At 69.1% G+C, this 24,276-nt stretch carries 27 protein-coding genes; 14 read left to right on the top strand and 13 right to left on the bottom strand.

Going from position 1 to position 24,276, the window contains the following annotated elements:
* Nucleotides 1-3: 3 nt before the first annotated feature.
* Entirely contained in the window at nucleotides 4-846 is an 843-nt protein-coding gene (fdhD, locus tag BLS95_RS07860; protein WP_090930496.1) for a formate dehydrogenase accessory sulfurtransferase FdhD, read from the bottom strand.
* Nucleotides 847-1,099: 253 nt separating this feature from the next.
* Between fdhD and BLS95_RS07855 the strand changes: the two genes are divergently transcribed.
* From BLS95_RS07855 to BLS95_RS07815, 9 genes are all read left to right on the top strand, one after another.
* Complete coding sequence (locus tag BLS95_RS07855) at nucleotides 1,100-1,921, top strand: biotin--[acetyl-CoA-carboxylase] ligase (protein ID WP_090930205.1); 822 nt, start codon at nucleotides 1,100-1,102, stop codon at nucleotides 1,919-1,921.
* Nucleotides 1,922-2,028: 107 nt separating this feature from the next.
* The gene (locus BLS95_RS07850; RefSeq protein WP_090930204.1) at nucleotides 2,029-2,541 is read left to right on the top strand and encodes a PH domain-containing protein; all 513 of its coding nucleotides are present in this window, start codon (nucleotides 2,029-2,031) and stop codon (nucleotides 2,539-2,541) included.
* A 15-nt stretch (nucleotides 2,542-2,556) separates the two neighbouring features.
* A complete protein-coding gene (locus BLS95_RS07845; protein ID WP_090930203.1) occupies nucleotides 2,557-3,522 on the top strand; it encodes an adenylate/guanylate cyclase domain-containing protein in 966 nt (321 codons plus the stop codon).
* A gap of 15 nt (nucleotides 3,523-3,537) precedes the next feature.
* Entirely contained in the window at nucleotides 3,538-4,623 is a 1,086-nt protein-coding gene (locus BLS95_RS07840; protein WP_090930202.1) for an S-(hydroxymethyl)mycothiol dehydrogenase, read from the top strand.
* The gene (locus BLS95_RS07835; RefSeq protein ID WP_090930201.1) at nucleotides 4,620-5,240 is read left to right on the top strand and encodes an MBL fold metallo-hydrolase; all 621 of its coding nucleotides are present in this window, start codon (nucleotides 4,620-4,622) and stop codon (nucleotides 5,238-5,240) included. Before BLS95_RS07840 ends, BLS95_RS07835 begins: the two co-directional genes overlap by 4 nt.
* A gap of 131 nt (nucleotides 5,241-5,371) precedes the next feature.
* Nucleotides 5,372-5,548, top strand: a complete 177-nt coding sequence (locus BLS95_RS07830) for a (2Fe-2S)-binding protein (RefSeq protein ID WP_090930200.1) — start codon at nucleotides 5,372-5,374, stop codon at nucleotides 5,546-5,548.
* Nucleotides 5,549-5,566: 18 nt separating this feature from the next.
* Nucleotides 5,567-6,049 carry a bacterioferritin gene (gene bfr, locus BLS95_RS07825; protein ID WP_090930199.1) on the top strand — a complete coding sequence of 161 codons (483 nt, stop codon included), beginning with the start codon at nucleotides 5,567-5,569 and terminating at the stop codon, nucleotides 6,047-6,049.
* A 318-nt stretch (nucleotides 6,050-6,367) separates the two neighbouring features.
* On the top strand, nucleotides 6,368-7,036 hold the full coding sequence (locus BLS95_RS07820; RefSeq protein ID WP_043620820.1) for a response regulator transcription factor: 669 nt from the start codon (nucleotides 6,368-6,370) through the stop codon (nucleotides 7,034-7,036).
* A gap of 3 nt (nucleotides 7,037-7,039) precedes the next feature.
* A complete protein-coding gene (locus tag BLS95_RS07815; RefSeq protein WP_090930198.1) occupies nucleotides 7,040-8,320 on the top strand; it encodes an ATP-binding protein in 1,281 nt (426 codons plus the stop codon).
* On the opposite strand, the gene BLS95_RS07810 is transcribed toward BLS95_RS07815, so the two are convergent.
* On the bottom strand, nucleotides 8,304-8,786 hold the full coding sequence (locus BLS95_RS07810) for a GtrA family protein (protein ID WP_090930197.1): 483 nt from the start codon (nucleotides 8,784-8,786) through the stop codon (nucleotides 8,304-8,306). The two genes, BLS95_RS07815 and BLS95_RS07810, sit on opposite strands and share 17 nt — an antisense overlap.
* 324 nt (nucleotides 8,787-9,110) lie before the next feature.
* Here BLS95_RS07810 and BLS95_RS07805 point away from each other — a divergent pair, with 324 nt between their 5' ends.
* The 3 genes from BLS95_RS07805 to BLS95_RS07795 all read left to right on the top strand — a co-directional run bounded on the left by BLS95_RS07805 (nucleotide 9,111) and on the right by BLS95_RS07795 (nucleotide 11,805).
* Nucleotides 9,111-10,271: a 5-(carboxyamino)imidazole ribonucleotide synthase gene (locus BLS95_RS07805; RefSeq protein WP_090930196.1), complete on the top strand. Its 1,161-nt coding sequence runs from the start codon at nucleotides 9,111-9,113 to the stop codon at nucleotides 10,269-10,271.
* Between the two features lie 112 nt (nucleotides 10,272-10,383).
* Complete coding sequence (purE, locus tag BLS95_RS07800) at nucleotides 10,384-10,878, top strand: 5-(carboxyamino)imidazole ribonucleotide mutase (RefSeq protein ID WP_281249960.1); 495 nt, start codon at nucleotides 10,384-10,386, stop codon at nucleotides 10,876-10,878.
* Nucleotides 10,879-10,920: 42 nt separating this feature from the next.
* A complete protein-coding gene (locus tag BLS95_RS07795) occupies nucleotides 10,921-11,805 on the top strand; it encodes a GNAT family N-acetyltransferase (RefSeq protein WP_143043625.1) in 885 nt (294 codons plus the stop codon).
* A gap of 154 nt (nucleotides 11,806-11,959) precedes the next feature.
* Here BLS95_RS07795 and BLS95_RS07790 read toward each other — a convergent pair whose 3' ends face one another.
* On the bottom strand, nucleotides 11,960-13,273 hold the full coding sequence (locus tag BLS95_RS07790; protein WP_090930194.1) for a UDP-glucose dehydrogenase family protein: 1,314 nt from the start codon (nucleotides 13,271-13,273) through the stop codon (nucleotides 11,960-11,962).
* Nucleotides 13,274-13,398: 125 nt separating this feature from the next.
* On the opposite strand from BLS95_RS07790, the gene BLS95_RS07785 reads away from it, so the two are divergent.
* The gene (locus BLS95_RS07785) at nucleotides 13,399-14,562 is read left to right on the top strand and encodes an acyl-CoA dehydrogenase family protein (RefSeq protein ID WP_090930193.1); all 1,164 of its coding nucleotides are present in this window, start codon (nucleotides 13,399-13,401) and stop codon (nucleotides 14,560-14,562) included.
* A 74-nt stretch (nucleotides 14,563-14,636) separates the two neighbouring features.
* On the opposite strand, the gene BLS95_RS07780 is transcribed toward BLS95_RS07785, so the two are convergent.
* The 9 genes from BLS95_RS07780 to BLS95_RS07740 form a co-directional block, all read right to left on the bottom strand.
* Entirely contained in the window at nucleotides 14,637-15,896 is a 1,260-nt protein-coding gene (locus BLS95_RS07780; protein ID WP_090930192.1) for a tyrosine-type recombinase/integrase, read from the bottom strand.
* Between the two features lie 3 nt (nucleotides 15,897-15,899).
* Nucleotides 15,900-16,076 carry a helix-turn-helix transcriptional regulator gene (locus tag BLS95_RS07775; RefSeq protein ID WP_090930191.1) on the bottom strand — a complete coding sequence of 59 codons (177 nt, stop codon included), beginning with the start codon at nucleotides 16,074-16,076 and terminating at the stop codon, nucleotides 15,900-15,902.
* Nucleotides 16,073-17,380: a replication initiator gene (locus tag BLS95_RS07770; protein ID WP_090930190.1), complete on the bottom strand. Its 1,308-nt coding sequence runs from the start codon at nucleotides 17,378-17,380 to the stop codon at nucleotides 16,073-16,075. The genes BLS95_RS07775 and BLS95_RS07770 overlap by 4 nt, the downstream gene beginning before the upstream one ends.
* A gap of 249 nt (nucleotides 17,381-17,629) precedes the next feature.
* The gene (locus BLS95_RS07765; protein ID WP_090930189.1) at nucleotides 17,630-17,968 is read right to left on the bottom strand and encodes a hypothetical protein; all 339 of its coding nucleotides are present in this window, start codon (nucleotides 17,966-17,968) and stop codon (nucleotides 17,630-17,632) included.
* Between the two features lie 14 nt (nucleotides 17,969-17,982).
* Nucleotides 17,983-18,678 (bottom strand): DUF2637 domain-containing protein, encoded by a 696-nt coding sequence (locus BLS95_RS07760; RefSeq protein ID WP_090930188.1) that lies wholly within the window; start codon nucleotides 18,676-18,678, stop codon nucleotides 17,983-17,985.
* A gap of 23 nt (nucleotides 18,679-18,701) precedes the next feature.
* Nucleotides 18,702-20,036: an FtsK/SpoIIIE domain-containing protein gene (locus BLS95_RS07755; protein WP_245764912.1), complete on the bottom strand. Its 1,335-nt coding sequence runs from the start codon at nucleotides 20,034-20,036 to the stop codon at nucleotides 18,702-18,704.
* Nucleotides 20,029-20,358 (bottom strand): SCO3933 family regulatory protein, encoded by a 330-nt coding sequence (locus BLS95_RS07750; protein ID WP_176993068.1) that lies wholly within the window; start codon nucleotides 20,356-20,358, stop codon nucleotides 20,029-20,031. The genes BLS95_RS07755 and BLS95_RS07750 overlap by 8 nt, the downstream gene beginning before the upstream one ends.
* 323 nt (nucleotides 20,359-20,681) lie before the next feature.
* The gene (locus tag BLS95_RS07745) at nucleotides 20,682-21,878 is read right to left on the bottom strand and encodes a helix-turn-helix domain-containing protein (RefSeq protein WP_245764911.1); all 1,197 of its coding nucleotides are present in this window, start codon (nucleotides 21,876-21,878) and stop codon (nucleotides 20,682-20,684) included.
* Nucleotides 21,879-21,880: 2 nt separating this feature from the next.
* Nucleotides 21,881-22,189, bottom strand: coding sequence for a putative quinol monooxygenase (locus BLS95_RS07740; protein WP_090930184.1), 309 nt, complete (start codon nucleotides 22,187-22,189; stop codon nucleotides 21,881-21,883).
* A gap of 173 nt (nucleotides 22,190-22,362) precedes the next feature.
* Between BLS95_RS07740 and BLS95_RS07735 the strand changes: the two genes are divergently transcribed.
* Nucleotides 22,363-22,791 (top strand): ATP-binding protein, encoded by a 429-nt coding sequence (locus tag BLS95_RS07735; RefSeq protein WP_090930183.1) that lies wholly within the window; start codon nucleotides 22,363-22,365, stop codon nucleotides 22,789-22,791.
* A gap of 355 nt (nucleotides 22,792-23,146) precedes the next feature.
* On the opposite strand, the gene BLS95_RS07730 is transcribed toward BLS95_RS07735, so the two are convergent.
* Nucleotides 23,147-23,944 (bottom strand): hypothetical protein, encoded by a 798-nt coding sequence (locus BLS95_RS07730; RefSeq protein WP_218135647.1) that lies wholly within the window; start codon nucleotides 23,942-23,944, stop codon nucleotides 23,147-23,149.
* Between the last annotated feature and the right edge of the window lie 332 nt (nucleotides 23,945-24,276).

The raw sequence follows: 24,276 nt of genomic DNA, 5'->3' as shown, positions 1-24,276 counted from the left end.
CGCTCAGTCCATGAGGAGCCGGTGCTCGCCCGCGTAGACGTTGCAGCGCTCGCCCCGCAGGAAGCCCACCAGCGTCACGCCGAACTCCTTGGCCAGCTCCACCGCCAGCGACGACGGCGCCGACACCGCGCAGACCACCGGCACGCCCGCCGCCAGCGCCTTCTGCATGATCTCGTAGCTGGCTCGCCCGCTGACCATGAGCACGTGCTCGGCCAGCGGCAGGTGGTCGGTCAGCGCGGCCCAGCCCACGAGCTTGTCCACGGCGTTGTGCCGGCCCACGTCCTCCCGGACCGCGACCGGCGCACCGCCGGCCGAGAACAGCCCGGCGGCGTGCAGCCCGCCCGTCTTGCCGAACACGCCCTGGGCCGCGCGCAGCGCCTCCGGCAGCCCGTACAGGAGGTCGGGGGAGATCCGCAGCGTGCCGTCCGGGATGGGCGAGCAGCGGTCGTGCAGCGCGTCCAGGCTGGCGGAGCCGCAGACGCCGCACGCGCTGGAGGTGAGGAAGTGCCGGTCCAGGGCGGGCAGGTCGGGGATCGGGCCACGTATGTGCACGGTCACAGTGTTGTAGCGGGCCTCCGGCGGGAGGTCCTCGTCGGTGCAGTAGGCGATGGCGGCGATGCCACCGGGGCGGACCAGGCCCTCACCGTGCAGGAACCCGGCGGCCAGCTCGAAGTCGTGCCCCGGCGTGCGCATGGTGATCGCCACGGTCCTGCGCTCGCCGTCGGGCGCGGTGAGCCGGATCTCCAGCGGCTCCTCGGTGGCCAGGTCGTCGCGGCGGTCCCGGGCGACGGAGCCGTTGATCTCCCTGATCCTGGTACGGGTGATGGGTCCCGGCCGCGTCTTCACGCGCACCGCGCAGTGCCGGGGGCGTAGCAGCCCGAGTCGCAAAGTTTTGCCCAAGTTTTACCGTTAAGTCGTGAAACATCCCCCGGGGGTGGCGCGTCGAGCGGCCACAACTCCAGGCGGGTGTCCGGCTTGCGCGACCCGACGTCGAAGGGCCGCCACGGGGCCCGGAGGCGTGGGCGGAAAGACGTGCTCATGTCCCTATCTTCCCCTTTCCCGGCCGTGCCCACGGCGGCCCATCAGCGAAGATAGGGGGATGGCCGACTCGCGCTACTCCGACCTGCACCGTCCTCCGCTCTCGGAGGCGGCACTCAACCGTGCCCTGGTCCGTCCCGGGTCCCTGTGGACGAAGCTGACCGTCGTCGACAGCGCCGGCTCCACCAACGCCGACCTGGCCGAGGCCGCCCGCGCGGGCGCCGCGGAGGGCACCGTCCTGGTCGCGGAGGCCCAGCTGGCCGGCCGCGGCAGGCTGGGCCGCGCCTGGTCGGCGCCGCCCCGGTCGGGGCTGACGTTCTCGGTGCTGCTCAGGCCGAGCCTGCCGCCCGCCACGCAGGGCTGGCTCTCCCTGATGTACGGCGTCGCCGCCGCCTCGGCCGTGCGCCGCCTGGCCGAGGTGGAGGTCCGCCTGAAGTGGCCCAACGACCTGCTGATCGGCGAGCGCAAGCTGGCCGGCGTGCTGGCCGAGCGGGTGGACGACGCCGTCGTCATCGGCATGGGGCTCAACGTCTCGCTCCGGCAGGAGGAGCTCCCCGTCGAGACGGCCACGTCGCTGGGCATCGAGAAGGCGGCGTGCGTGGACCGGGATCCGCTGCTGCGGGCGGTGCTGAGGGAGGTCGAGAGCCACTACCGCGACCTGACGGCGGTGGCGGGCGACGCGGAGGCGGCCGGGTTGCGCGCGGCCTACCTCGCGTCGAGCGCCACGGTCGGGCAGCGGGTCAGGGTGGAGCTGCCCGGCGGGAGGTCGCTGACCGGCCTGGCCACGGACGTCGACGCGGCCGGGCACCTCCAGGTGGAGGAGGCGGGCGAGCGCCACACGCTCAGCGCGGGCGACGTCGTGCACGTACGCGCGGAGAAGTAGGGCACGAACGGGGGAGAAGTAGGGCGTACAGCGCGGAAAATGGGGCGCACGCGCGCTTTCGGTCGGCGGCGTGGCAGCGGGACGGGGATGGTGGCACGATTTGCCCCATGACCCTTCCCGACCATCATCTGACGCAGGGTGAGCGGCGAGTCCGATCCTTCCACCCCCACTGGAAGCGGCTCATCGTCCCCCTCATCGCGCTGGTCCTCATCGTCGCCGCCGCCGGCGTGGCTGTGTACTTCATCCCGAGCGACTGGCAGTACGCCACCTATGCCAGGATCGCCGTCGGCGTCATCGGCCTCATCCTGCTGACGATCTGGTCGTTCGTCCCCTACCTGCAGTGGAAGAACACCGGCTACGTGCTGACCACCCACCGCTTCACGATCAGCACCGGCGTGCTCAACAAGTCGACCGACGAGATCCCGATCACCAAGGTCAACACGGTCAGCTCCGACCAGACGTTCCCCGAGCGGCTGCTCGGCTGCGGCACGCTGACCGTCGAGTCCGCCGGCGACAGGGGCGAGATCGTGCTGCGTGACATACCCAGGATCCAGGATGTCCGCACCGACCTGTTCCGGCTGGTCGAGGACGCCTCCGACGGCGAGGTGGACGGCCGCTGACGTAACCTCCTTCGGGTGAACGAACCTCGCCCGCCCCGGCCCACCGCCGCCGACATCGAGCGGCAGCTCGTCGGCCTGCCACCGCGCTTCACCAAGGAGCAGGTGGCGGCCAAGGCCGACGTGCCGCAGGAGCTGGCCGAGCGCATCTGGCGCGCGCTCGGCTTCGCGCAGCGGGCCGGCGACGCGGTGGCGTTCACCGATGCCGACGTGGACGCGCTGCGCCGGGTGCGCGGCATGCTCGGCAGCGGCCTGCTCGACGAGCAGACGCTCATCCGGATGGCCCGCGCGCTCGGCCAGACCACGGCCAGGCTGGCGCAGTGGCAGGCCGAGATCGTGATCGGCACCGTGCTGCCGCAGGAGCCGTCGCACGGCGACCTGAACCGGGTGCTCGACACCGCCCGCGGCCTGTTGCCCGACTTCGAGCGGCTGCTGATCCACGTCTGGCGGGCCCAGCTGGCCGCCGCCGGCACCCGGTTGCTGGCCCTGGCCGACGTCGGCGACGAGCTCGCGCCGAGCCGGGTGCCGATGGCGGTGGGGTTCGCGGACCTGGTCTCGTTCACCAGGCGGAGCCGCGAGCTCGACGAGAGGGCGCTGGCGGAGCTGGTGGAGGGGTTCGAGTCGCACGCCTCCGACGTGGTGGCCTCCCACGGCGCGCGGCTGGTCAAGACGCTGGGTGACGAGGTGCTGTTCACCGCGCCGACCGCGGCCCAGGCGGCGGCCATCGCGCTGGACCTGGTGGAGCGGGACGAGTTGCGCATCGGGCTGGCGTACGGGCCGGTGGTGCCCATGATGGGCGACGTCTTCGGCACCACCGTCAACCTGGCCGCCCGGCTCACCGCCATCGCCCGGCCGGGCACCGTCCTGGTGGACTCCGCGCTGGCCGAGGGGCTGGAGGGGTTCGCGCTGCACAAGATCCGGCGCCGCCCGGCCCGGGGGCTCGGCGTGGTGCAGCCCTATGTCTTGCGGAGATCATCCTCCTGACACAAGATGGCTGGCATGCCGTACGAAGTGCAGGGCGTCATCGCCCGAGCCAAGGGTCAGGAAGTCTCCCTGGAGACGGTCGTCGTCCCCGATCCGGGGCCGGGCGAGGCGGTCGTCAACGTGCAGGCCTGCGGGGTCTGTCACACCGACCTGCACTATCGGGAGGGCGGGATCAACGACGAGTTCCCGTTCCTGCTCGGGCATGAGGCGGCGGGCGTCGTCGAGGCGGTCGGGCCGGGCGTCACCGGCCTGGAGCCGGGCGACTTCGTGATCCTCAACTGGCGCGCGGTGTGCGGCCAGTGCCGGGCCTGCCTGCGCGGCCGCCCCTGGTACTGCTTCGCCACCCACAACGCCACCCAGAAGATGACGCTCGCGGACGGTACGGTGCTCAGCCCCGCCCTGGGGATCGGCGCGTTCCTGGAGAAGACCCTGGTGGCGGCCGGTCAGTGCACCAAGGTCTCGGCGGAGGCGCCCGCCGAGGTGGCGGGACTGCTCGGCTGCGGCGTCATGGCCGGCCTCGGCGCGGCCGTCAACACCGGCGGCGTGACGCGCGGTGACACCGTGGCCGTCATCGGCTGCGGCGGGGTCGGCGACGCGGCGATCCTCGGCTCGTCCCTGGCCGGCGCCTCGAAGATCATCGCGGTCGACGTGGACGACCGCAAGCTCGGCTGGGCCCGCGAGTTCGGCGCCACCCACACGGTCAACTCCCGGGAGAGCGACCCGGTGGAGGCGATTCGCGACCTGACCGGCGGGTTCGGCTCGGACGTGGTCATCGAGGCGGTGGGCCGGCCGGAGACGTACGAGCAGGCCTTCTACGCCCGCGACCTCGCCGGGACGGTCGTCCTCGTGGGGGTGCCGACGCCGGAGATGAAGCTGGAGCTCCCGCTGCTGGACGTGTTCGGGCGCGGCGGCTCGCTCAAGTCCTCCTGGTACGGCGACTGCCTGCCCTCGCGCGACTTCCCCATGCTGATCGACCTGTTCCTGCAGAACCGGTTGCCGCTGGACAAGTTCGTGTCCGAGACGATCGGGCTCGGGCAGGTCGAGGACGCGTTCGCGAAGATGCACCGCGGCGAGGTTCTGAGGTCGGTGGTCGTGCTGTGATTGATCGGGTCATCACTTCAGGGACGTTCTCGCTGGACGGGGGCACCTGGGAGGTCGACAACAACATCTGGCTGGTCGGTGACGCCCGTGAGGTGGTCGTCATCGATGCCGCCCATGACGCCGCGGCCATCGCCGAGCGGGTGGGCGGGCGTACGGTCAGGGCCATCCTGTGCACGCACGCGCACAACGACCACATCAACGCCGCCCGCTCGCTCGCCGAGCGGACCGGCGCGCCCATCCGGCTGCACCCCGCCGACCAGGTGCTGTGGGAGCAGCAGTACGGCGACGAGCTGACCTACCGGGCGCTGACCGACGGCGAGAAGGTCGCGGTCGGCGGGATCACGCTGGAGGTGCTGCACACGCCCGGCCACGCCCCCGGCGCGGTCTGCGTGCTGGCCCCCGACCTGGGCGCGCTGTTCAGCGGCGACACCCTGTTCAAGGGCGGTCCAGGGGCGACCGGCCGCTCCTACAGCTCGTTCGACACGATCATCGACTCGATCAGGGGCCGCCTGCTGTCGCTGCCCCCGGAGACCGTCGTGCACACCGGGCACGGCGACTCGACCACGATCGGCGCGGAGGCGCCGCATCTGGAGGAGTGGATCGCGCGCGGATCCTGAGATCGGTTCCGCGGGTAGGCAACTGTGTCGTACCTAACATAGGCAAGCCTTACCAAAGTGGGCTACCTTAGGTGTGCCTTACCTAACGGCCGCCCCTGTCCGCTCACCGCCCCCGAGAGGCTTGTCCCCGTATGTACGTATGCGTCTGTCGTGCTGTGACCGAGAACGAGGTCCACGACTGCATCGCCTTGGGAGCGAGAAGCGCGAAGCAGATTCGTGATACCACCGGTGCTGGTGGTGATTGCGCCCGTTGTGTACGAAAGATCTGTGCAATCCTGAAACGGTCAGATGAATTGACGACCGCTTAGCCGGATAGGGGCCCGTTCATGCAGGGCGACAAGCAGATCATCGAGCTGCTCAACGAGCAACTGACCGCGGAACTCACCGCGATCAACCAGTACTTCCTCCATGCCAAGATGCAGGAGCACTGGGGATACACGAAACTCGCGGAGCACACGCGCGCGGAGTCGATCGACGAGATGCGCCACGCCGAGCGCCTGACCGATCGCATCCTCTTCCTGGAGGGCCTGCCCAACTACCAGCGTCTGGGCACGCTGCACATCGGCCAGACCGTCGAGGAGCAGCTCAAAGCGGACCTTGAGGTCGAGATGTCGGTCCTGCAGCGATTGCGGCCGGGCATCGCGCTCATGCGGGAGAAGGGCGACATCACCTCGGCCCGCATCTTCGAGGAGATCCTTGAGGACGAGGAACAGCACATCGACTACCTGGAGACCGAGCTCGGCCTGATCCGCAGCCTCGGCGAGCAGCTCTACCTGGCCCGCTACGCCGAGCCTCCGTCCTCCGACTGACCTCCCACCGGCCGTCGGCCGGCGCGGCATCTGGTCTGCCGTGAGATGATCGGATGTATCTGGCATGTCCGTCGAGCCGAGCCGGCCACGCGGATACGGCCACCACGAGGGCCAACGCGACAAGGCGGGTGCCAACGGGGTACATCTTCCGGTGCGGCCCAGGCTCCGTCGGAGGCCGTGCGTACGGGCCAGCGCGGTGATTTAATCCGGACTAACCGATGTTTAGCCGCGTTTGCCCAGGTCAATGGATAGGTCAACGACGAGTCAAACCGCGCGCTGTGCCCGGGAAACGATCGCCTAAGGTCCTACGATCGCTTCATGACCTGCGTACTTCTTGCCGAGGATGACACCTCGATCTCCGAGCCACTCGCGCGTGCGCTGCGCCGCGAGGGCTACCAGGTTGAGGTGAGTCCCGACGGCCCACAAGCCCTGGAAAGGGCGCTGTCGGGCGGCATTGATCTCATCGTTCTCGACCTTGGCCTGCCAGAGATGGACGGGCTGGAGGTCGCCCGCCGGATCCGGGCCGAAGGCCACGGAACTCCGGTTCTCATACTCACGGCCCGTGTCGACGAGGTCGACACCGTCGTCGGCCTCGACGCGGGCGCCGACGACTACGTCACCAAGCCGTTCAGGCTGGCCGAGCTGCTCGCCAGGGTCCGCGCGCTGCTGCGTCGCGGCACCTCCGAGACGCCGGTCGTCCAGGGGGTCCGCATCGACGCCGACTCCCGGCGCGCCTGGATGGGGGAGAAGGAGCTGCACCTGACCACCAAGGAGTTCGACCTGCTACGAGTTCTGGTACGAGACGCCGGCAAGGTCGTCACCCGCGAGCAGATCATGCGCGAGGTGTGGGACACGAACTGGTGGGGCTCGACCAAGACACTCGACATGCACATCTCCTGGCTCCGCCGAAAGCTCGGCGACGACGCCGCCAAGCCCCGATACATCACCACGGTCCGGGGGGTCGGCTTCAGGTTCGAGCGCGAGTAGGAGATGCGTCGCCGACTGCTCTCCTCCACCCTGGTCGTCGCGGTCATCGCGGTCCTGCTGCTGGGGGTCCCCCTGGGCGTCGTCGTCAGCCGACTGATCATGGATGAGGCGGCTCAGGAGCTCGGGGCGGAAGCCAAACGGCTCGTCGGTGAGGTCGAGTATGCCCGCGTACAGGAGACCCCACTCGACCCTCAGCAACTGCAGCAGAAATATCCGAGCCGGTTCATAGAGATCTGGGAACGCGACACCCCTCTCAGGATGACCGCCGTCGGCCACCCCCCGCCGTCCGGTCAGCTGATGACCGAGGATGCCCAGACCAACACCGGCGTCTACGTCCGGATAAGTCGTGACCGGGAGCAAGTTGAGCAGGATGTCCGGGCCCGGCTCCTGCTCATCGTCGCCCTGGCCGGCGCCGCCCTGGCGGTGGCCGTGAGCTTGTCCGTCGTACAGTCACGCCGTCTGACGCTGCCCTTGCAGGACCTGGCCAAGATCGCCGAACGGCTGGGCTCCGGAGACGCGCGGCCGAGCAAGCACCGCTACGGCATTCCCGAGCTCGACCGGGTCGCCCAGGTGCTCGACCGGAGCGCCGCCCGCATCTCCGACCTGCTCACGCGCGAGCGCGAGTTCGCCACCGACGCCTCTCATCAGCTCCGTACGCCGCTGACGGGTCTCACCATGCGCCTGGAGGAGATCGTCGCCGCCTCCGACCAGCCGGAGGTCGTACGCGAGGAGGGCGAGGCGGCGATCGTCCAGGCCGAGCGGCTCACCGCCGTGATCGACGAGTTGCTGGCCGCGGCCCGCCGCCAGCGTCACGCCCAGGCCGAGCCGGTCGCGGTCGACGAGGTGCTCGTCCAGCAGATCACCGAGTGGGAGCCGGTCTTCCGCGACACCGGGCGCACCCTGCACCTCGAAGGCTCCCGCGGGCTGAAGGCGATGGCCACCACCGGCGGGTTCGGCCAGGTGGTCGCCTCCCTGCTGGAGAACTCCCTGCGCCACGGCGGCGGCACCGTCGCCGTCACCACCACCAGCAGCGACAACTACGTGGTGGTCGAGGTCGCGGACGAGGGGCCGGGGATCGCCGACGAGATCGCGCCCAAGATATTCGAGCGCAACGTCAGCGGGGCCGGGGGCACCGGTCTCGGGCTGACGCTCGCCCGCGCGCTGGCCGCCGCGGACGGCGGCAGGCTGGAGCTCGTACGGCGCCGCCCCGCCACGTTCGCCATCTTCCTGCGCCCCGCCGAGGACGGGAACGGCCGGGGCCGGGTGGTCAGCGGTCCTGCCTGATCCCGGAGTCGGGCAGCTCCACCGGGATGGGCTCGGTGGCCTCCAGGAACACCCACTTCTTGTACGACCAGTAGCGGAACAGCGTGCCGAGCCCGACGCCGAGGATGTTGGCGATGTTGAGGCTCAGGCCGTCGTGCAGGTGGAGCGTGTATTTGGCGAAGCCGATCACCAGCAGGCCGAACAGCAGTGCGATGCCGTTGAGCAGGAAGAACAGGAAGTATTCGCGTCCCAGGCCGCTCTGCTCGCGGTGCCGGAAGGTCCAGTAGCGGTTGCCCACGTAGGCGAAGGTCGACGAGATCGTGGTCGCGATCACCTTGGAAGTGAGCGGACCCCAGTCCAGCCCGAGCAGGAAGAGGTTGTAGACCGCGGTGTCAAGGACGAAGGCGACCGCGCCGATGCTGCCGAACTTGGCCAGCTCGTGGACCAGTGACGCGAACCGGTGGTAGAGGCGCTTGACGAGATCCACGTCTCCGCTCGGTCCCTTCGGTAGTCAGGCTGACCGTCATCAGCGTACCGGGCACGATGTAGCCCGAGCGTCAGACCCATGACCATACCGCGCAAAGAACAAGGGCAGAAATATCGTTCTATGCCGGGCAGAAGCGATCAGGGGCCATTACGCTGCGTGGCAGGTCACGGGGCACAGGGACACCGGGCGGTCGTGCCTCATGAGGCGACCCGGAACGGCCGCCCGGCCCGCACCCTGCCCCCGCACCCTGGCCGGACCGTGGCGGCGCTGTGGCGGGACGACCGGCGTCGGTTCAGTCGTAGCGTCCCGGTAAGCTCACCTGGCGTGAGTTCCTACAGCCCCATCGGCCCGGTCGTCGGCATCGTCGGCGCGGGCCAGCTCGCCAGGATGTCCCAGCCACCGGCCATCGCGCTCGGCGTCGAGCTGCGGGTGCTGGCCAACGCTCCTGACGAGAGCGCCGCGCGGGTGATCGTCGACACGCGCCTCGGAGACTACCGCGATCTTGCCGATCTGCGCGAGTTCGCCCAGGGGTGCGACGTGATCACGTTCGACCACGAGCATGTGCCCACCGAGCACATCAGGGCGCTGGCCGCCGCCGGTCACGTCGTGCGGCCGGGCGCCGACGCGCTGGTGCACGCGCAGGACAAGGCGGCCATGCGGGAGCGGCTGAGCGGGATCGGCGTGCCCTGCCCGGCCTGGGCGCGGGTGTCCTCGCCCGCCGACGTCGAGCGCTTCGCCGCCGAGCACGGCTGGCCGGTGGTGCTCAAGGCCGTGCGCGGCGGATACGACGGCCGCGGCGTGTGGGTGTGCCGCTCGGCGGAGGAGGCCGCGCAGGCCACCGCGGGGCCGTTCGCCGCCGGGCTGGAGATGCTGGCCGAGGCGTTCGTGCCGTTCGAGCGCGAGCTGGCGGTGCTGGTGGCCCGCTCGCCGCACGGCCAGGGCGTCAGCTACCCGGTGGTGGAGACCGTGCAGCAGGACGGCATCTGCGTCGAGGTGCTCGCGCCCGCTCCCCGGCTGGACCCCGAGGTCGCCGCCCAGGCCCAGCGCATCGGCCTGAAGATCGCCGAGGAGCTGGGGGTGACCGGGCTGCTGGCGGTGGAGCTGTTCGAGACGGCGGGCGGGCTGGTGGTCAACGAGCTGGCCATGCGGCCGCACAACAGCGGCCACTGGACGATCGAGGGCTCGACGACGTCGCAGTTCGAGCAGCATCTGAGGGCGGTGCTGGACCTGCCGCTGGGCACGCCCAAGATGACCGCCCAGGTCGTGGTCATGGCCAACCTGCTCGGCGGCGACGACCCCGACCTGTTCAAGCGCTACGAGCACGTGCTCGCCCACGACCCGGGCATCAAGCTGCACTTCTACGGCAAGCAGGTGCGCCCCGGCCGCAAGATCGGCCACGTGACGGCCCTCGGCTCCAACCTCGACGAGGTGCGCGCCCGCGCCCGCCACGCCGCTGTCTACCTCACCACGGGGGAGTACACGTGACCCTCCGGAGCACCACCGCGCTGAACGGGACCCTTCGAAGCGCGATTCCGCTGAACGGACCGACGAGCTGGCGCGGGGTCGCGATCTTCGCGCTGCCGGCGAAGGAGGCAGTGTGAAGATCGGGATCGTCATGGGCAGCGACTCCGACTGGCCGGTGATGAAGGCCGCGGCGGAGGCGGTGGCGGAGTTCGGGGTGCCGTTCGAGGCCGACGTCGTGTCCGCGCACCGCATGCCGGTCGAGATGATCGAATACGGCCGCCAGGCCGCCTCCCGCGGCCTCTCGGTGATCATCGCCGGTGCCGGCGGGGCGGCGCATCTGCCCGGCATGCTCGCCTCCGTCACTCCGCTGCCGGTCATCGGGGTGCCGGTGCCGCTGAAGCACCTCGACGGGATGGACTCGCTGCTGTCGATCGTCCAGATGCCCGCCGGGGTGCCGGTGGCCACGGTGGCGGTGGGCGGGGCACGTAACGCGGGGCTGCTGGCCGTACGCATCCTCGGGGCCTCCGACGCCGGGCTGCGGCAGCGCATGGAGGAGTTCCAGGCGCGGCTGAAGGAGCAGGCGTACGCCAAGGGCGAGAAGCTGCGCGCCGAGGCCGCCGAGCTCTGAAACCGGTTCCCGCCGTCCCGCTCCTGCCGCTACTGTGCCGGGATGGACGATGTGATCAGGGGCCATGCCTCCCGCGTACGGGCCGCTGACCCGCTGGTCGCAGGTCAGGACGAGTTGCCGGAGTCGGTCGGCGAGAAGCGGTTCGCGGTTCGCGACGCCGTCGGGCTGGCCTCCGTCGACCGGATCAACCCCGCCAGCGTGCGGGCCTCCTGGTCGCCGCTGGTCGTGCACCGCCTCCAGGCCCGGGTCGCCGGCCCGGACCCGGAGGCCGCGCTCGGCCGGCTGCTCGATCGCTGGCTGCACGACCTGCGCGTCGACGGACCGGGAGAGGCGCTGTCCGTGACCTGGCCGAGCCGGGACACCGTGCCCGTCAGGGCCCTGGCCGTACGCGGCTTCGCCCCCGTCGCCGCGGCCGCCGTGCGCCCGCTCCGCTGGGAGGGCCCCGTGATCTACCCCTGGATCCGCCCGGCCACGCAGGGCGACGCGGAGGCGCTGGTCCGGATGTACGTGCGGCTGGTGGCCTACGACGCGCAGTTCGGCTGGGTGGCCGTGCGCCCCTCGACCCCGGCGCGGATCAGGGAGTCGGTGGCGATGGAGGTGCTGCCGCTGGAGTGGTGCTGGGTGGCCGAGGTGGCGGGCGAGGTGGCGGGCTGCGTCATCGTCCAGCCGCCGGAGCGCTCGACCTGGATCGGCAGGTCCGTACGTACGGCGCCGACGGCGTACTTGGGCGTCATGTACGTCGAGCCGTCGGCCCGGGGCCAGGGCGTGGGCGTGGCGCTCACCGAGGTGGCGCAGGCTCATGCGGCGGCCCAGGGCGTGGCGTCAATGATCCTCCACCACGCCCTGCCGAACCCGCTCTCGACCCCGTTCTGGGCCCGCAGAGGCTACCGCCCGCTCACCACCCAGTGGGTCCGCCACCTGCAGTGAGCCGCCCGTCGCCGACGGACCGGCCGTCCGCCACCTGCAGTGAGCCGACTTTCGCCGACGGACCGGCCCGCGACGCGGGTGGGGCGGCCGGGCACCGGGGACGGTCCGGGGTAAATGTTGTGGCGCCGCGAGGTCGGATCCCGGATCCCGTCCTCTAAGGGCGGCCCAGGGCGCGGTAGTGCCATCCCGCCGCCCGCCACAGCTCGGCGTTCAGCGCGTTGCGCCCGTCCACGATGCGCCGGGTGGCGACCACGCCCCCCAGCGCCTCGGGGTCGAGCTCCACGAACTCCTGCCACTCCGTGAGCATCAGCACCACATGCGCCCCCCGAACCGCCTCGACGGCCGAAGTGCCGTAGTTGAGCTCGGGATGCGCCTTACGAGCGTTGTCGAGCGCGATCGGGTCGTACACGGTGACCCGTCCGCCTTGGTGGCCGATCGTCACGGCGACGTCGAGGGCGGGGGAGTCGCGGATGTCGTCGGAGTTCGGCTTGAAGGCCGCGCCGAGCACGCCCACCGTGCAGCCGTGGAAGGACCCGCCGGCCAGCTCCCTGGCCAGGTCCACCATGCGGGCCCGGCGCCGCATGTTGATGTCGTCCACCTCGCGCAGGAACGTCAGCGCCTGGTCGGCCCCCAGCTCGCCGGCCCGCGCCATGAACGCCCGAATGTCCTTGGGCAGGCAGCCGCCCCCGAAGCCGAGTCCCGCGTTCAGGAACCGCCCGCCGATGCGGTCGTCGTACGCCAGGGCCTCGGAGAGCTGCTTGACGTCGGCGTGCGCAGCCTCGCAGACCTCGGCCATGGCGTTGATGAAGGAGATCTTGGTGGCCAGGAAGGCGTTGGCGGCCGTCTTGACCAGCTCGGACGTGGCGAAGTCGGTCACCACATAAGGAACTTCGCCCAGCGGCTCGTACACCTCGCGCAGCACCTTCTCCGCGTGCTCGCTGCGCACGCCGAGCACGATCCGGTCCGGGTGCAGGGTGTCCTCGACGGCGTACCCCTCGCGGAGGAACTCCGGATTCCACGCCAGCTCCGCCCCGGCGCCGACGGGCGCGAGCCGGGCGAGCTTGTCCGCCAGCCGCTCGGCGGTGCCGACGGGCACGGTGGACTTGCCGACGACCAGGCAATCCCGGTCGAGCAGCGGTGCCAGGGACTCGATGGCGCCGTCCATGTAGCTGACGTCCGCGGCGTACTCTCCGCGCTTCTGCGGCGTGCCGACGCAGACGAAGTGCACGTCACCGAAGGCGGCGACCTCCTCGTACGAGGTGGTGAAGCGCAGGCGGCCGGAATCCAGGCCGCGGCGGAGCACGGGTTGGAGGCCGGGCTCGTGAATCGGAAGCTCACCGCTGTTCAGTCTGCGAATCTTGTCGGCGTCGATGTCGAGGCCCAGGACGTCGAACCCGAGATCAGCCATGCAGGCGGCATGGGTGATGCCCAGATATCCGGTCCCGATCACCGTGAGGCGATATGGCACGAGTGAGCTCCTTTCGATGGCGGTGGCATGCTACCGGCCTCCGCTACCTCCTTCGTGCCACCTGCGCCTATTCCGAAACCGTACCGGCTGGTAACAAGATGCTCGGACGTCCTAGTATTTGACGCATGAGCTTCCCTCTCTACGCGCCCGCCGAAGAACACGACATGCTCAGGGAGACGGTCCGGGCCCTGGCCGACGAGAAGATCGCCCCGCACGCCGCGGAGATCGACGAGACCGAAGAGTTCTCCTGGGACGTCTACAAGGCTCTCGTGGCAGCCGACCTGCACGCGGTGCACGTTCCTGAGCAGTACGGGGGCGCCGGAGCGGACGCGCTGGCCACGGTGATCGTCATCGAGGAGGTCGCCCGCGCCTGCGCGTCCACCTCCCTGATCCCGGCCGTCAACAAGCTGGGCACGGTCCCGCTGCTGCTCTCGGCCTCGGAGGGGTTGAAGTCCCGCTACCTGGCGCCGGTGGCGAAGGGGGAGGCGATGTTCTCGTACGCGCTGTCGGAGCCCGAGGCGGGCTCGGACGCCGCGGCGATGAAGACGCGGGCGGTGGCCGACGGCGACTCCTATGTCCTCAACGGCACCAAGATGTGGATCACCAACGCGGGGGTGTCGGAGTTCTACACGGTGATGGCGGTCACGGACCCGTCCGCCGGCGCCAGGGGCATCTCGGCCTTCGTCGTGGAGAAGTCCGACTCGGGCGTCTCCTTCGGCCCCAAGGAGAAGAAGCTCGGCATCAAGGGCTCGCCCACCCGCCAGGTCATCCTGGACAACGTACGGATCCCGGCCGACCGCATGATCGGCGCCCCGGGGACCGGTTTCAAGACCGCCCTGGCCACCCTGGACCACACCAGGATCACCATCGCCGCCCAGGCCCTCGGCATCGCCCAGGGCGCCCTGGACTACGCGATCGGCTACATCAAGGAACGCAAGCAGTTCGGCCGCCCGGTCGCCGACTTCCAGGGCGTACAGTTCATGCTCGCCGACATGGCCATGAAGCTTGAGGCGGCGCGGCAACTGACGTACCACGCGGCGGCGAAGTCGGACCGCGCGATGGCGGGCGAGCCACAGCGCGACCTGACGTTCCTGTCGAGCGCGGCGAAGTGCGCGGCATCGGACGCGGCGATGGAGATCACGGTGGACGCGGTGCAACTGCTGGGCGGCTACGGGTACACGAAGGACTTCCCAGTGGAACGCATGATGCGCGACGCCAAAATCACCCAAATCTACGAGGGCACCAACCAGATCCAGCGCATGGTCATGGCCAGGCAGCTCCTGAAGTAGCCCTGACATGCGGAAACCCCGCCTGCTGATCGCCAGCGGCGGGGTTCGATGTATCGTGATCGGGAGCTGAACGATCACTGTTCCGTGCCTGTTCCGTAGGACACGCTGTGCGGACGGAACAGGCGGTCGTCGATCGCCCGGCGTGCCCGGTCGTAGGAGCCGGGCATCATGTGGGCGTACACACGGAGGGTGAAGCCGGGATCGGCGTGGCCGAGGTATTCGGCGAGTTCCTTGACCGAGACACCACCGGCCAGCATGACGCTCGCGTAGTAGTGCCGGAGCTGGTGCAGCCCCTCCCTGCGGGAGGTGGCATAGCGGCTTCTCTTGCGTGGGTCCTTGTCCGGTGCCGGGATCACGCCCGCGGCCACCAGAGCGGGCTTCCAGACGGTTTCGCTGTAGCTCCTGGCCTTGACGAAGCAGTCGTCCGTCCAGCGGAACAACAGGTTGTGCGTGCGAAGCTTGCCGTCCACCTTCTCCCAGGGCAGGGAGCAAGCCAGCGGGGGATAGGCCGAGAGGTGCCTCCTGATGGCCTCGGCCGCCCACTCAGGCAGCGGTACGACCCGCTCGCGGTCGTTCTTCGGTAGAGCGAAGACGTGGTCGGCTCCCAGCTTCTTGATCTGCCGTCGTACGCGAACAAGGTGCTCCTCGAAGTCGATGTCTTCGAGGGCCAGGCCGAACAGCTCACCCTGCCGCAGCCCGCACGCGGCCCCGAGCATAGGGAGCAGACGGAAGAGGGCGGGGTGAGCGTCGATCAGGGCGTGGACCCGTTCGTCCGACCACGCCGTGATCTCCTCGGTGGTGCGCTTCGGCACCTGGACGATCGGTGACTTGGCGGGACTGCGCTTGATTGCCTCGTCAGCGACGGCGAGGTCCAGGATGCCCTGAAGAACCAGGAAGGCCGTCTGTACGGTCGAGGTCTCGAAACGGCTGCTCAGGTCACTGATCCACGCCTGGATCTGGGATGGCTTGATGCTCTTCACCTGGCGCTTGGCGTAGGTCGGCGCGACGTGAAGGCGGTGGATGTACTCGTACCTGATCTTGGTCGAGGGGTCCACGATGCGCGAGGCGAGCCACCGTTCCGCGAGGTCGGCGAAGAGCACCTTGCCGGCGTTCGGGTCGATGTAGTCGCCGCGCGCGATGTCCGCGCCCATGGTGGCGATCTTGCGTTCGGCGTCGGCCTTGCGGTCGTACGCGGTCGAGCGCTCGTTGCCGTCGGGGTCCACCCAGACGGCGAGCCAGCGCTTGCCCTTGCCATGGCGTGCGGTCTTGACCCTCTGCGGCTTGCCGTCCGGGGTGCGGACCGTCTTGGTCCAGAGGTCCTTGACGAAGGCCATGGGCTACTCCTGGTCCTGGACCCAGGACATGACGTCCTCAGGCACGTAGCGGAGGTGCCGGCCGATCTTGCGGCCTCTCGGGCCCGTCCGGTGGTGTCGCCACTGGTAGAGCGTCGCGATCGGCACACCGAGGAAGGCGGACACGTCTTCGACCGTCCAGAGCCTGTCTAGGGCGTTCATCGATAACCTCCCTCGATCGCTGCGGCAAGGATCGCGTCACCGAGGGACAGTCCTTGTCCGGCGTACTGCCAGTGCGCGACCACGAGGACGGTGTCCTCGTCGAAGAGCGGGAGCCGTCCGGTGGTGACCTGTTCGGTGCGCATGTGTTCTTCTCGGGCTGCTCGGAGGGCGCCGAGGGTGGTGGAGTAGTGACGGCTTTTGGTGGAGAAGTGGCCGCGGAAGCCGAGCATGTGGGCCCAGTGCGTAAGCCGGAGGTCGGCCAGGCCGGGGTGTTCGCCGAGGCGCATGCAGGCGGCGATGAGGTGGCGGGCGTGGTCGCGGATGGGTAGGGCGTCGAGGTTGTCGAGTGGTTGTATGCGGCGGTCCAGGGTGCCGACGCATTCGGCGGCTTTGGTGGCGTACTTGGCGATGTAGGCGGCGACGGCTTGTTCGGTGAGGTCGCCGTTCATGGTGATGCGGCGGACGTCGAGCTGGGTTCCCCATTGGAAGGTGCGGTTGAGCGGTTTGACCTCTGCGGTGACGGCGGCTGCTGCGTGCTGGACGGCTTGTTCCAGGGCGTCGGCGGTGGCCCAGGCCGGTGGTGGTGAGTCGGGTCCGTCAGGGCCGTCGAGGCGGATCACGGCGTGGAAGTGGACGACGCCGCGGCGCTGGTATTCGGCGACCTTGGCGAAGGCGATGCTGACGTGTTCGCGCAGGGCCTTGACGGTCAGGCCGTTGAGCCTGGCGAAGCGGCGGCGCAGGGCGAGGGTGAAGCGGCGCCACAGCTCGGGGCTGATGGCGTTGAACAGGACCGAGCCGTCGTAGTCGTAGCAGTCCGGGCACAGTGGTTCGCCGAGGCGCGGGTCGTCGGCGCTGTGCCGCTCAGTGCAGGACATGACCTGTCCGTGTGGGCAGGTCTGGGCGTCGCGGCGGGCGTGGCAGGGCAGGACCTTGCCGGTCTTCTCCCGCCGGACATGCACCGTGCCGAAGGAGGGCGCAGTGAGGGTGACGAACAGGCAGGGATGTGAGCTGACGGTCTCGGGCACGCCCTTGCCGCCGATGAGGCCGGCGCGGACGAGTTGGTAGGTGTCGGCGCGGTAGACCTCGGCGCAGGCCGGGCAGCGGGTGGCCCGGCGGGTCTTGCACGGCACGCGCAGCACGCCGTTGGGTTCGGTGGTGGTGGAGTAGCGGTGCAGGAGGTGGCCGGTGGCCTGGTCGTAGTGTTCGACCTTGCCGCGCAGGTGGATGGGCTGGCGGCAGCCGCCGGTGCGCTTGATCTGGCTGGCCCAGCGGTGGTAATCGGGTTGGTTGAGCCGGTGAATCATTCCAGCCACGGCGTGGCTGTGGGCAAGGTGGGGCAAGATGGGTTCCGTCCTATCCAGTGACTCTGGTGTGGATGGCCCCCGGCCTGGCGCGGATCTTGGCGGATGTGTGGCCAGGCGGGGGCGCTGCGCGTTATGCGCCGTGGTTGTCGATGCCGCTGCCGTCGCAGTCGGCGCAGGTCTGGTCGTCGGTGAGGCCGGTGCCGTTGCAGGTGCAGCAGCGGTAGCGGACGACAGGTGTGGCGTCCATGGTCATCGGTCCTTCTGCGGGCTGTCGGGCGTGACGCAGCCGCGGTAGCTGTCGTGGGCGGCGTGCCGGGCACGGGATTCGGCCAGGATCGCCACGGCGCGGTACTGGATCGGGCCGAAGAACAGCGAAGTCGTGTAGTGGGTGTTCTCGCTGTCGATGCGGCTGCCGAGCACGGCGGCCAAGCGGTCGATCTCGGCACGCATCTCGGCGTCTTGGGCGTCGGGCACGAAGTGGTGAACGATCGTGCTCCGAGGTGTCGGGATGTCGGGATGGGCTTCGAGCAGGTCGGCCAGGGCGCGTAGTCCAGCGACGAACGCGGGCCGCGGGTGGATGGTGGACATCGAGGGCGTTCCTTTCACTGGGCCTGTGCGGGCTGTAGAAGGTGGAGCAGGTCGGCAGCGAGTTGGTCGGACACGCCCAGACGGGCGCGGATGAGGTCTGCGGTGATCGGCCCGCCCTGCTTGGCGTGGTGCTCGTCGGCGACGCGGCGGGCGTAGTCCACGAGGGCCGGATCAGGTGCGGGAGCGTCGTGCTGGCGATCGACCTCGTCAGCCGGGGCCAGCGCAGGACGGTCAGCGCGCGGGACGTTGTGGGACTCTGCGGAGACGGTATGGGACGTCTGTGCGGTTGGTGAGGACGTCTCCGGGACGTTTTGCAGCGAGCTGGTACGGGTGGCGGCGCGGCGTTCGAGCATGGAGACCGCGACGAGGAAGGCGCCGGCCGGGGTGGCTGCGGTGATCCAGCCCCAGACGGTCGGTGTGGCTTGGGCGAGGTTGGCGGCCAGGGACAGGATGATGCCTCCGGTCAGGACCAGGACGGGCCAGGAGACCATCCCTCGTTGGGTTCGGCCGGTCTTCTTGTCGCGTTGGCGTTCGCGGGCGGCCATGACGCAGGTCAGGTCGATGCAGATGGCGATGGCCCATGACATCCAGCCGGTCTGGCCGTGTTGGTTGGCGGTGTCGCGGATGTGGGTGAAGGAGCCTGCTCCTGCGATGAGAGCCAGGACAAGGACAGGGCCGGTGTTGAGCAGCCAGGCGGCGATGTGGCGCATCTCGACCCCCTTTCGGTGTCGGTTCAGGCCGTCTGCTGGTCGGGCGCATCCACGGGCTGAGCGGTCATGACGTCGGCCCAGGTCGGTGCTTGGTCGGCGTAGGTGCGGGCGGCATATTCGGCCGTGGCTTCGCTGACGTAGAAGGAGCGGGCCCGATACCACTGGCCGTCCTGGCTGGCGACGATGGCCACGCCCGGTGTCTCGGCGGCGATGGCGCGGGCGGAGTCGAGCGCGGCAGGGTCGAGGTCACCCAGGGTCATGGTGGCGGTCTCGGGGTCGTTGACCCGGTGGCAGATCCGTCCCGAGCACTGAGCACGCAGGGCGGTGACGCCGGGGCCGAGGTCGGAGCCGATGCGCTGACCGGAGCAGAACAGGTAGATGCCGAACGCTCGCCCGAGCTGGGCCACCCGCAGGAGTGCCGTGGAGGTCTTGGCGATCTCGTCCTTCTCGCTCTTATCGGCCATCAGGTACAGCTCGGCCAGCTCGTCCACCAGGACCACGATCGGGATCGGGCGCATGGTGGGCGGGAGCTGCCAGATGTTGCGGGCCGAGGTCATCCGGCACATGCCCATCCGGTCGGTCATGAGCGCCACCAGGTCATCCAGCAGTCCGCCGCACTCGGCTCGTGTGGTGGCCAGGGCGGACAGCCGGGGCGCGTACGGGGTGAACTCGACGCCGCCCTTGAGGTCGAAGCCGACCAGGGCGACCGGTTGCGGGGCCAGGCCGACGATGAGTGCGTTGGCGAGGTTGGACTTGCCGGACTGGGTGGCTCCCGCGTTGATGTAGTGCGGCACGGTACGGAAGTCGATGACCCACGGCCCGCCGGTCTCCAGCCGTCCCACGGTGACCTTGAGCAGTTCGGTCGAGGGCGGGAGTTCGTCGACCTTGACCAGGGGGTCACGGATGGTGGCGGCAAGTCGTACCCGGCCAGGCTTGTTGGAAGAGACGCGCACGGCGTGCACGCCCCAGGAGTGCGCCAGCCGTTCGGCGACGTCGGCGTAGTCGGCCGGGATCTGCCCTTCCAGGGTGTGCAGGGTGACCCGCCAGCCGTACCGGGTCGGCAGCGGCAGCCACATGAATGGTTTGGTGTCCACGGCGATGCGCTGCCACTTGCGCCGGACACGGACGACGCCGGTTGAGGCAATCAGGCCGGGCACGGTGGTGAACCAGAAGCGCTGTCGCTTCTTGGTGAGGTTGCAGCCGAGGGCGATCTTGCGCCAGGACGCTCGGATGCTGATGGCCGTGATTGGGAAGCCGATGAGGAGCCAGAAGGAGCGGTAGTGCCAGCGGTGCCAGGCCCAGAGTCCGGCCGCGACGGCGGCCAGGACTCCGAGCATCCACCAGAGTTGGTCAGACACTGGCGGTCTCCTGCTGCGGGAGCAGGGCGGTGGCGCGGTAGGAGATGCCCCAGCGTCCGGCGATCTCCCAGACGTAGCCGAGCAGGCCGACCGCGTGGACGGCGTCGCCGGCCTTGATGGGCGGCTCTCCGGTGATGCCGATCTTGACGAGTTCGATCCGGCCGAACTCGTCTTCGACGGAGACGGTGACCTCGTAGACGGTGTTGCCGTTCTTGTCGGTCTTGATCTCGCCGGTGTCCTTGTTGAGCACGCGAGGGCGCGGGGCCTTCACGCAGGTGATGGTGAGCTTGCTGACGTCCACGGGAATGGGGACGGTACGCATGGTGAGTTGACCTCTCGTCGGCCTGTTGATCAGGCGTTTCAGGACGAGGGAGGCCGTGCCGTCAGCTCGGAGGCGATAGCATCGAAGCGCCAACTAGGGTGCTCATCGCATCCGGCCTGGGCGGGTCTCCCGCTCAGGCCACGTTCATGTGTGGCCTCTCTCCGCCTTCCGTGAGCGGACCTCCTTGATCCACCCCTGAAACGCGAAGAGCGTTCGTGCTGGGCTGCCACCCTCCGGTTACGGAGAGTTCCAGCTACAACACGAACGCTACCTGATACTGAGAGTAATCGCTAGTACTTAGAGTACGTGCACACGTACTTTTTCTACGCCCCCACTCGTTCGGCCAGTTCCCGCAGCTCAGACGACGCCGGATCCTGCATCGACAGCAGGTCAGACACGAGTTGCCGGACCACCCGATGGTTACGGATCTGCTCCGGAGTGACGGCCTCGGCCTCCAGCAACGCGGCCACCGCTTCGTCGACCTGGCGACGCTGCGCATGTGCCCGCGCGAGATCCACGGCCAGCCGTGCGCGCCGCTCTGCCGACAGCGACGTGGTGTCCACCGCAGCGCCGACCCGTAGCGCGTGACCGGCATCGCCCACCTCCACCGCTACCGCCACCTCATGCAGGGCGACGTTGGCCGGCCCGAACTCGGTGTTGTAGTCGTTGCGCCCCTCGCCCACCCGCGCCGCCATCTCGCGGGCTCGCGACAGGTGCTCGTAGGCGACATCGGCCTGATTCAGCCGCGACGCGGCCACGGCCCGCTGCAAGGTCAGCCCACCCCACAGCGACATCGCCTCCACGTTGCCCTGATCAGTGAGGAACCACAGCGCCTCAGCGGTGGTGCGCGCCGTCTCCTCCACCTGATCGAAGTGACGCGCCCCGAGGAACACGAACCCCAGCCGGAACGCACCGGCCGCCATCAGCAACGGGCTGCCCGCCCGCTCGGCCGCGCTGATGGCCCGATCAGCAGCGATCCACGCCGCCTCAGGCTCACCCAGCTTGGCCAGCGACGCCGAACACGTCTGATAGGCCACCGACAGCAACTCGAACACCTCGGCCTGCTGCCCCGCCGGAGCGGACCGGGCGGCACTCTCCAAGATGGGCACCAGCCCGCGCAGCAGTTCGGTCAGCTCGACGTAGCGGCTCTGGTGCGTCAGCTCCCATGCGTGATCGACCCGCGGCTTGAGCTGATCGATCGCGGGCACGGGCGTGGTGTGCAACATGGCCTGCAGGGAATGGGCGCCGGACAGCACCAGCCGCAGTCCGGCCGTGCCGGGCGTCTCCTCATTGGTGGCGGCGACCACGGGCGCTTCGGCGGCCAGCTCCGACAGCGGCACGTCCAGCGTTTCGGCGACCTTCTCCAGCACGGACATGCGATCGACCTTGCGCACGCCCCGCTCGACTTGTGAGATCCAGGCCACCGATCGATCCACCAGTCGGGCCAGTTCGGCCTGCGAGAGGCCGCGCCGCTTGCGCTCCTGGGCGATACGCCGTCCGAGCGCCCGCTGATACTCCATGCTCACGACGTCGTGCCCTTCCCGCTCTGCAGTTCCAGCCAGTCGACCTCGACCGAGGCCAGCAGCTCTTCCCGGGCCGCCAGGAAACGCCTGGTGTGCTTGGTCTGCTCGTGGGCGTCGAAGGCGTCCCGGTCCCGGTACAGCTCGTAGAAGATCCGCTGGAGCGGCTGACCGTCCACCCGGTGTGAGGCGTACACGATCGTTCCCGGCTCGTGCCGGCGGATCGCCTCGATTGTCTCACCGACGAGGGTGTCGAACGCTGCAGCGCTGTCCTCGTCCTTGCAGGTGAATCGCACCATTAGTCCGAACATGTGCACCCTCCTGGGTCGCCGCCGGTCTCTGGGGTCTCGGTTCTTTACTCGACCAGTACTTATTGTGCGGCGCAAGTACATCAAGTCGCTTGTACTTGAAGTATAGCACTAGTACTTTAAGTACTGTTAGCGGTTGGCAGTGTGTTGACCTGCACGAACGCGAGGAAACGGCGATGTCCCCAGCGCTGAACAGCCCCAAGGAGATCCACCGGTGGTGTCGCAACTTCCCCGGCACCAGAGCTCAGATCAGCGAGGCCCGCCAGTTCGTCACCAGCTACCTGGGCGACCACCTCGAAACCGACACCGCCCAACTGATCGTGTCCGAACTCGCCACCAACGCCATCCGCCACACCCGCAGCGGACTCCCCGGCGGCCGATTCGGCGTCACCCTCCACGCAGGCAGCACCCTGCTGATCCTCGCCGTCCATGACGAAGGCGGCTCCTCCACCCCACACTTGTGCCGGGCTGAAGACGAGGACCAGAGTGGCCGCGGTCTCTGTCTCGTGGAGACGCTGAGTGCCCGCTGGGGCGTACACGGCGATAACGCCGGCCGCACCGTCTGGGCGCTCATCTCTCTCACCCCCGCCGACCAAGCAGCATGAGCGACTGCCTGTCTCCTCACCTGCCCGAGCCGCACCCGGGCTGCAAGCGGTTGGTCTGGCTCAAGGCACGAAACGAGCCACGGCGTCGGGCACTCCTCTGGACGTGCCACTGCGATGACGTCGTCTACGAACTGTGCGCCACGGGCGGCCAAGCGTTCTTGTGGCGCACAGACCCAGCGACTGAGAAGGGCGCGGAGACCCACCGTGTGAGCATGCGACAAGGACAAGCCATGTGGCAGGCCCTACTCGAAGGGCGCGTACGGTAGCCACGTGCGCGAGCGACCCAGCTGTATGAATGCACGATGAGACCCGCAGCCATCGCCGTCAGTCCGTCGTGCAGCGGGGGCAGATTCAGTTACTCGCTCCGCAGAGACTCGGCGTCATCGCGCAGGCACCGCACCTGGTCAGAAGTCAGCCGTCGGACGTCCCAGATCAATCCCGCCAACTCGGTCGCCGCTGGGTGTGTCGGCGGCGGGTTGTCAGGAAGGCTGATGCCGGTAACGGCGGCCAGGTCGTCGGCTGGAATGCCGAGCACGGTCGCGAGTCTGGCCAGTAGGTCGGGGCTTAGCGGTTTAACGCCGCGACCGATCTGCCCGATCGTGGAGCCGGCCAGCCCCAGACCGGTGAGGCACAGTAGGCACTTGGCTGTGTTCACCCATTTCAGATTCCGATTCGCGAGCATCCGGAGGATTGCCGCGCCGAAGCTGGGTTCGTACTGCTCGTATGGCCGCGGCGGTGGAAATGGGCGTATACGGGGATGCTGGGGGAGTGATTGGGCGCGCTGTCGCAACTCGTCAATGCGTTCCGGCGGCAGCCACGTGGCCTGGTTGATCAGTGATGCAGCCCAACTCCCAGCATCGGCATCCAAGGGAGCGAGGTCGTCGGGTGCAGGCATCCCGGCAAGCACGAACAGGTCCACATCGCGCCAGCCAAGCGCTGGCGCAAGCCGCAGAAGTAGCGACGGGCTTGGCTCCGCGCCGTCGCCCACCTCCTGGACTACGACTTCAGGGACCTTCACCAAACGAGACAGGTCACCGAGGCTCAGCCCACGATGATCGGCTAACCGTGCCAACAACACGCCGAACCCTGGGTACCCCATCATCTCGCCGATCTCGATCAGTGCGTCACTGGGCAGTGGCCCACTTGCGATCATGCCACCGCCGTGTCCCTGGATGGGGGAAGGCAACGGACACCAATCATGCAGGCTTCCACCTGGATCACATCAAGATCGTTTCGAGGCTGCGCGGTCGTGGATGAGAACTTTCTCTACGGTTTCAAGGCAGCCCGCCTGCGGCGGCCTGCCGCGCGACGGCGGTCGCTGGCCGCGCTGCGGCTCTCCGGCCGGTCGCGGCCAGCACCGCCCGCGCGCTAATCCACCACGGTGCGCAGACCTCGAACCATTGACCTGCCCAGGGTGAGCCGGATGATCGGCGTTCGGCAGCATCGGTGAAGTGAAGGGCCGGGCATGCGACGGTGGCGCTCCAG

Origin of the sequence: Nonomuraea jiangxiensis (genome assembly GCF_900099965.1) — a bacterium.
Taxonomy (GTDB): Bacteria; Actinomycetota; Actinomycetes; order Streptosporangiales; family Streptosporangiaceae; genus Nonomuraea; species Nonomuraea jiangxiensis.
This window is presented reverse-complemented; position numbering and strand designations above follow the sequence as displayed.